General features: G+C 55.8%; 6 protein-coding genes, 1 tRNA gene and 2 rRNA genes. 7 read left to right on the top strand and 2 right to left on the bottom strand.

Translation table 11 applies throughout. The features are described from left to right. The 4 genes from ABLV76_RS19075 to dkgB all read left to right on the top strand — a co-directional run. Positions 1-163: ribosomal RNA gene (locus ABLV76_RS19075) — 23S ribosomal RNA — on the top strand; the annotation flags it as partial. Positions 164-358: 195 nt separating this feature from the next. After that, positions 359-474, top strand: a 5S ribosomal RNA gene (rrf, locus tag ABLV76_RS19070). Between the two features lie 57 nt (positions 475-531). Next, positions 532-608 (top strand) — tRNA-Asp (locus tag ABLV76_RS19065). 164 nt (positions 609-772) lie between these two features. Continuing rightward, positions 773-1,576, top strand: coding sequence for a 2,5-didehydrogluconate reductase DkgB (gene dkgB, locus ABLV76_RS19060; RefSeq protein WP_348878420.1), 804 nt, complete (start codon positions 773-775; stop codon positions 1,574-1,576). A 32-nt stretch (positions 1,577-1,608) separates the two neighbouring features. Here the strand turns inward: dkgB and yafC are convergent, their stop codons facing one another. Beyond that, complete coding sequence (gene yafC / locus ABLV76_RS19055; RefSeq protein ID WP_004204612.1) at positions 1,609-2,514, bottom strand: DNA-binding transcriptional regulator YafC; 906 nt, start codon at positions 2,512-2,514, stop codon at positions 1,609-1,611. A gap of 104 nt (positions 2,515-2,618) precedes the next feature. Here yafC and ABLV76_RS19050 point away from each other — a divergent pair, with 104 nt between their 5' ends. The 3 genes from ABLV76_RS19050 to ABLV76_RS19040 all read left to right on the top strand — a co-directional run bounded on the left by ABLV76_RS19050 (position 2,619) and on the right by ABLV76_RS19040 (position 5,569). After that, entirely contained in the window at positions 2,619-3,809 is a 1,191-nt protein-coding gene (locus ABLV76_RS19050; protein WP_348878419.1) for an MFS transporter, read from the top strand. A 102-nt stretch (positions 3,810-3,911) separates the two neighbouring features. Continuing rightward, positions 3,912-4,709 carry an endonuclease/exonuclease/phosphatase family protein gene (locus tag ABLV76_RS19045; RefSeq protein ID WP_074194120.1) on the top strand — a complete coding sequence of 266 codons (798 nt, stop codon included), beginning with the start codon at positions 3,912-3,914 and terminating at the stop codon, positions 4,707-4,709. An 89-nt stretch (positions 4,710-4,798) separates the two neighbouring features. Beyond that, complete coding sequence (locus ABLV76_RS19040; RefSeq protein WP_053810740.1) at positions 4,799-5,569, top strand: class I SAM-dependent methyltransferase; 771 nt, start codon at positions 4,799-4,801, stop codon at positions 5,567-5,569. Between the two features lie 59 nt (positions 5,570-5,628). Here ABLV76_RS19040 and mltD read toward each other — a convergent pair whose 3' ends face one another. Continuing rightward, positions 5,629-6,996 (bottom strand): murein transglycosylase D, encoded by a 1,368-nt coding sequence (gene mltD / locus ABLV76_RS19035; RefSeq protein WP_004204616.1) that lies wholly within the window; start codon positions 6,994-6,996, stop codon positions 5,629-5,631. Between the last annotated feature and the right edge of the window lie 62 nt (positions 6,997-7,058).

Below are 7,058 nucleotides of genomic sequence, written 5' to 3'. Positions count from 1 at the left end.
GTGCTGAAAGCATCTAAGCACGAAACTTGCCCCGAGATGAGTTCTCCCTGAGACTATAAGTCTCCTGAAGGAACGTTAAAGACGATGACGTTGATAGGCCGGGTGTGTAAGCGCAGCGATGCGTTGAGCTAACCGGTACTAATGAACCGTGAGGCTTAACCTTACAACGCCGAAGATGTTTTGGCGATTTGAGAAGATTTTCAGCTTAGATTCAGAGTTGAGTACGCAATAATTTGCGCAGCAGCAAGGCGACCAGCGAAGGAAAGGAAGGAGCATACTGAAGTATGTGACTAACTTTACGAGCGCAGGCAACGCAGCTGATGCGATAAAGAATTGCGTACTGAGCACAAAGAATTTGCCTGGCGGCACTAGCGCGGTGGTCCCACCTGACCCCATGCCGAACTCAGAAGTGAAACGCCGTAGCGCCGATGGTAGTGTGGGGTCTCCCCATGTGAGAGTAGGGAACTGCCAGGCATCAAATTGCAGTAAGCCGGGGTGACAACCGGTGGTCATAAAGCGAAAAAATTCGGTGGAGCGGTAGTTCAGTCGGTTAGAATACCTGCCTGTCACGCAGGGGGTCGCGGGTTCGAGTCCCGTCCGTTCCGCCACTTATTAAGAGCCCTGAGCATTTGCTCAGGGCTTTTTTGTTTGATCTGTTCCCGATTATTGCTAAATCAGCAAAAATCCTCTGCATTAATCGCTCTTTTTCCCCTCCACACCATCAGCCATAATTTCATCCGTTAACCGAAATGAACAAATAACGAGGAAAAACATGGCAATCCCTGCATTTGGTCTTGGCACCTTCCGTCTGAAAGATGATGTTGTTATCGCATCCGTAAAAACCGCGCTGGAGCTGGGCTATCGTACTATCGACACCGCGCAAATCTATGACAACGAAGCCGCGGTGGGTCAGGCTCTCGCTGAGAGCGGCGTGCCGCGTGATGAGCTGTTCATCACAACCAAAATCTGGATCGAAAACCTGAGCAAAGACAAGCTGATCGCCAGCCTGCAAGAGAGCCTGCAGAAGCTACGCACTGACTATGTTGATCTGACGCTGATCCACTGGCCGTCACCGAACGATGCGGTGGCTGTTGAAGAGTTTATGGCCGCTCTGATGGAAGCGAAGACGCTCGGCCTGACCCGTCAGATCGGTATCTCCAACTTCACTATTCCACTGATGGAGCGCGCGATTGCCGCCGTTGGCGCTGAAAACATTGCTACCAATCAGATTGAACTTTCGCCGTATCTGCAAAACCGTAAAGTCGTCGATTGGGCGCGTGAGCACGGTATCCATATCACCTCTTATATGACCCTGGCCTACGGTAAGGCACTGAAAGATGAGGTGATTGCCCGTATCGCGGCGAAACATAATGCGACTTCGGCGCAGGTTATCCTGGCATGGGCGATGGGCGAGGGGTACGCGGTAATCCCGTCCTCGACGAAGCGTGAGAACCTGGCCAGCAACCTGAAGGCGTTGGATCTGCAGCTGGATGATGACGATCGCCAGGCGATCGCTGCGCTGGATTGCAACGATCGGCTGGTGAGCCCGGAAGGTCTGGCGCCGCAGTGGGATTAATCTCCCGCTTCCGGCATGCCTATCAGAGGGTACTACGACAGCTCCTTCGGGAGCTGTTTTACGTGTTCGCTTAGAAAATCAATAAACGCCCTGATACGTGTACTGACGGCTCTGTCGCTGTAGTACACCGCACTGAAGGGCATCTCCACCGGCAAGCGTTTGTCGGCCAGTAGTTCAACAAACTCCCCACTGGCTATCTCTTTATCCACCATATAATCCGACAGACAGGCAATACCGTTGCCGGTCAGACACAGTTGTTTGAGGGTTTCCCCACTGTTTGATGACACCGCCGCCTCAATCTCTAACAACTGACCATCGCAACAGGAGACTGGCCAGGTGTTCAGAGAGACGGGTTCAGTGAAGCCCAGACACTGATGTTGTTTCAGATCTGACGGATGCTGCGGCACACCGTAGCGCGAGACATACGCTGGCGAGGCGACGATCTTACGATAGCTGGTGAACAGCGGTCGGGCGCGCAGGCTGGAATCCGTTAAGGTTCCGGCCCGTATCGCTACATCCACTTTCCGTTCAATCAGGTTAATAAACGTCTCTGAAGAGACAAGCGACAGCGTCATTTCCGGGTAACGCTCGCGAAACGGCTTCACCAGCGGCATGAGAAAATGCAGCATCACCGGCGTCGCGGCATCCACCCGCAGCAAGCCCCGCGGCGTCGTGCGCGTTTCCAGCAGGTCATTTTCTGCCGCCGCCATCTCCTGCAATACCACCTGCATCCGCCGAAAATAGCGCTCGCCTTCCTCTGTCAGACTGAGCTGGCGGGTGGTCCGATTAAGCAGGCTGACACCAAGCTTTGATTCGAGCTTTTTGACTGCCCGGCTGACGGCAGAGTTGGCCTGACCCAGCTGTTCGGCTGCCCGGCTGAAACTCCCGCTTTCCACTACCGCCACAAAGATGGCGATCTCCTCGGATGTGGCTCTCATTATTGCACCTGTAGCAAAATTATATTGATACTTTGATAGTTTTTGTTATTTATACAACCCTTCATACTACGTGTCATCTTAATCCTGATGCTACGGAGTAAATTATGCCACTGGCGCTATTTGCCTTAACCATCGGTGCCTTTGCAATTGGCACCACTGAATTCGTGATTGTCGGCCTGGTCCCGACGATTGCCCAACAACTCTCTATCTCTCTATCTTCTGCGGGACTGCTGGTCTCTATCTACGCGCTGGGCGTGGCGATCGGCGCCCCGGTGCTGACGGCATTAACCGGGCGTATGCCGCGTAAACAGCTGCTGCTGGCGTTGATGGTCCTGTTTACGGCGGGTAATGTGCTGGCCTGGCAGGCTCCAGGCTATGAAACGCTGATCCTGGCGCGCCTGCTGACCGGCCTGGCGCACGGCGTGTTCTTCTCTATTGGCTCGACAATCGCCACCAGCCTGGTGGCAAAAGAGAAAGCAGCCTCGGCCATCGCCATTATGTTCGGCGGCCTGACGGTCGCGCTGGTGACCGGCGTTCCCTTTGGCACCTTTATTGGCCAGCATTTCGGCTGGCGGGAAACCTTCCTCGCGGTATCGATTCTCGGGGTGATTGCGCTAATCAGCAGTCTGATTCTGGTGCCGAATAATATTCCGGGCCGCGCCAGCGCCAGCCTGCGCGATCAGCTTAAAGTCTTAACCCATCCGCGCCTGCTGATGATCTATGCCATTACCGCGCTGGGCTATGGCGGCGTGTTTACCGCTTTTACCTTCCTTGCGCCGATGATGCAGGAGCTGGCCGGCTTCAGCCCCTCAGCGGTGAGCTGGATCCTGCTGGGCTATGGCGTCTCGGTGGCTATCGGCAACGTATGGGGCGGCAAACTGGCCGATAAGCATGGCGCCGTCTCCGCGCTGAAGTTTATCTTCGCCGCGCTGGTTGTGCTGCTGCTGGTGTTCCAGCTGACCGCCAGCGTTCACTATGCCGCGCTGGCAACGGTGCTGGTGATGGGCGTTTTCGCCTTCGGCAACGTGCCGGGTCTGCAGGTCTATGTGGTGCAAAAAGCAGAGCAGTATACCCCGGGGGCTGTCGACATCGCTTCCGGTCTGAATATCGCCGCCTTCAACGTCGGCATCGCGCTGGGATCGATCGTCGGCGGACAGACGGTCGAGCGGTACGGTCTGGCGCAGACGCCGTGGATTGGCGCGGTGATTGTGCTGGTCGCTTTGCTGTTGGTGGTTCTGAGCGGGCGTTTAGATAAATTGCCGCGCCGTTCGGCAGCGCTTTCTCCCGAAGGCTAAGGGTTTCTCGCAAATTGCATTGAAAGTGTATGGGAAAATCCCTATAACAGAAGAACCAGTCGTCGTCGGGCTGGTTTCTGTTATCGAGGATTAATGCCCAAATTGCGAAAGAACACCTACGCCATGCGCTATGTCGCCGGACAACCTGCGGAGAGAATATTGCCTCCGGGGGCGTTTGCGGGCGTGAGTCCGGTTTATTCCGCCGGCACGCCGTTAAGCAGCGATGAGAAGATCCGCGTGCTGGTGTGGAATATCTTCAAGCAGCAGCGTGCAGAGTGGCAGTCGGTCCTCAAAAATTTCGGCAAAGATGCGCATTTGGTCCTGTTGCAGGAGGCGCAAACCACCCCAGAACTGGTCAGGTTCGCGACTTCAAACTATCTGGCCGCCGATCAGGTGCCGGCGCTGGTGCTGCCCCAGCATCCTTCCGGCGTGATGACGCTGGCCTCCGCTCACCCCATCTATTGCTGTCCGCTGCGCGAGCGCGAGCCTATTTTGCGATTGCCGAAATCGGCCTTAGTGACCGTTTATCCGCTGCCCGATGCGCGGTTGTTAATGGTGGTCAATATCCATGCCGTCAACTTTAGCCTTGGCGTCGATGTCTACAGCAAGCAGTTGCTGCCGATCGGCGATCAGATTGCCCATCACAGCGGGCCGGTGATTATGGCCGGGGACTTCAATGCCTGGAGCCGGCCGCGAATGAACGCGCTGTACCGCTTTGCACGCGAGATGTCGCTGCGTGAAGTTCGTTTCTCTGACGACCAGCGCCGTCGCGCGTTTGGTCGCCCGCTCGATTTTGTGTTCTACCGTGGGTTAAGCGTGCACGATGCTTCCGTGCTGGTAACCCGCGCCTCCGACCACAACCCGCTACTAGTCGAATTCAGTCCCGGCAAGCCTGATTAATTTAAGGTTGGTCAGGCCTGCCATGGGGCAGGCCTGTGCATGCATAGTGCTGCCTTTTATTACTCAAAAAACCGTAAGGACAAGACAACATGACAACACGCTCTCACCATGACAACGTTGAAAAGCAGTTCGGCTCCCAGGCCAGCGCCTATCTGACCAGCGCCGTACATGCCTCTGGTCGCGATCTGCAGCGGCTGGCGGAACGTCTGGCTGATTTTCCGCAGGCGAAAGTGCTGGATATGGGCTGCGGGGCAGGGCACGCCAGCTTTACCGCGGCGGGACAGGTTGCCGAGGTGACCGCCTATGATTTATCGAGCCAGATGCTGGAGGTCGTTGCCGCCGCAGCAAAGGATAAAGGTTTTAGCAATATCGTGACCCAGCAGGGGTATGCCGAAACGCTGCCGTTCGCTGATGCCAGCTTTGATATCGTTATCAGCCGCTATTCCGCTCATCACTGGCATGACGTTGGCCAGGCGCTGCGCGAGGTGAAGCGTGTTCTCAAGCCGGGTGGGGTGATGATCGTGATGGACGTGATGTCGCCGGGCCATGCGGTGCGTGATGTCTGGCTGCAGACCGTAGAAGCCCTGCGCGATACCTCGCACGTGCGTAATTATTCCAGCGGCGAGTGGCTGACGCTGGCGACGGAGGCGGGGCTGGTGATTAATCGGCTGTTGACCGATCGCCTGCCGCTGGAATTCAGTTCGTGGGTGGCGCGGATGCGTACCCCTGAGCCGCTGGTGGAGGCGATTCGTTTATACCAGCAGAGCGCCTCGGCGGAGGTGAAAGCCTACTTTGAGTTACAGCAGGATGGTTCCTTTACCAGCGATACCATCATGTTTGAAGCGCATAAAGCGGTTTAATACGGACAACAAAAAAGGCACCGGGGGAAGTCGGTGCCTTTTTATCGAACCCTGACGTATCAGGACTCTGGTCGATCGCTGTTTTTCACAAACAGGGTTAGCTGATCGCCAGGCCGCAGATTGTCGGTATCGCTGTTCCAGCGCATAACGTCGCGAATATTAACGCCATGACGTTTGGCGATGCTCGACAGCGAGTCACCTTTGCGAACGCGATAGGTGATGCTATCGCTGTTATTCGCCAGACGCTGCGCGCTGCTGCCGGCGCCGATAACCAGGTTCTGTCCAACCTTCAACCCAGAGCCGCGCAGGTTATTCCACTGCTGCAGATCGCGGGTCGTCACACCGAGACGGGAAGCAATCCCGGAAATGGTGTCACCGGAACGCACCTTATAGCTTCGGCTGGTCAGCGGCGTATTATCCGCGAGCTGCGTCGGCTGTACGGCGGCAATGTCGCCAGAGGCCAGCGATTCACGCAGTTGGGCTGCGTGCTTCTGCGGCACCATGACATACTTTGGCCCGCTAGCGCCCAGCGTTGACCCCTTTACGCCGGCGTTGAAGGTCTTCAGCTTGCTGACCGGCATACCGGCCATATCCGCGAGCTGAGAAATCTCAACCGGACTGTCGAGGCGAACGCGCGCCAGCGCACGGCTTTCATCAGCCGTAGGCAACTTTACGCCGTAACGTTTGCTATTTTTGAGGATGTCGCTCAATGCCAGCATTTTCGGTACGTAGACTTTCGTTTCATGCGGCAGAGACAGCGACCAGAAATCGGTGGGTTTGCCACGCGAACGGTTCGCTTTCACTGCCTTCATGACCCGACCTTCGCCGCTGTTATATGCCGCGACCGTTAACAACCAGTCGCCGTCGAACATTTTGTTCAGACGTTGCATCATGTCCAGCGCCGCGGTTGTCGATGCGACAACGTCACGACGCGCATCGTAACTGCGGGTCTGTTTTAAACCATAATTGCGCCCTGTGCTCGGAATGATCTGCCAGATGCCTGCGGCATTGGCGCCAGACGTCGCGTGTGGGTCAAAAGCGCTCTCCACTATGGGTAGTAATACCAGTTCCATTGGCATGTTACGTTTCTTAACCTGCCCGGCTATCCAGTACATATACGGCTCTGCCCGTAAAGTTACATCGTGGAGATAGCTCTTATTTCTCAAATACTTCTGTTTTTGCTCGCGAATCCGGGGGTTATCCGGTATTCCCATCTTTAGCTCGTCGCCTATGGAAGTCCACAGATCCTGGTCTTGCGCGTAGAAGGTTCCATCATCTAACCAGCGCGCTTGACTTGTGAACTTGCCTGCTTCCCCTTGACCAGCCGCAGAAAGGCTCTGTGCTCGCTGTTCGACGGTGCCATCGTGCTTAGACGCCTGGCACCCCACCAGCAGGACAGAGGCGAATAATATCGCTCGTGCCTTCATGTGTGTGTCAATAGTTGCTTAAAAGACGACCAAGGATAACGGCGAAGTTAGCCGATGACAAG

The sequence above is a fragment of the Klebsiella sp. GB_Kp047 genome (assembly GCF_040065235.1).
GTDB classification, from domain to species: Bacteria; Pseudomonadota; Gammaproteobacteria; order Enterobacterales; family Enterobacteriaceae; genus Klebsiella; species Klebsiella quasipneumoniae.
The sequence above is the reverse complement of the archived record's forward strand: the minus strand, read 5'-3'. Positions and strand labels throughout refer to the sequence as shown.

Coding starts and splice junctions, on each gene's coding strand:
- yafC (WP_004204612.1), bottom strand. CDS start 2,514: ATGAGAGCCACATCCGAGGAGATCGCCATCTTTGTGGCGGTAGTGGAA.
- mltD (WP_004204616.1), bottom strand. CDS start 6,996: ATGAAGGCACGAGCGATATTATTCGCCTCTGTCCTGCTGGTGGGGTGC.
- dkgB (WP_348878420.1), top strand. CDS start 773: ATGGCAATCCCTGCATTTGGTCTTGGCACCTTCCGTCTGAAAGATGAT.
- ABLV76_RS19040 (WP_053810740.1), top strand. CDS start 4,799: ATGACAACACGCTCTCACCATGACAACGTTGAAAAGCAGTTCGGCTCC.
- ABLV76_RS19050 (WP_348878419.1), top strand. CDS start 2,619: ATGCCACTGGCGCTATTTGCCTTAACCATCGGTGCCTTTGCAATTGGC.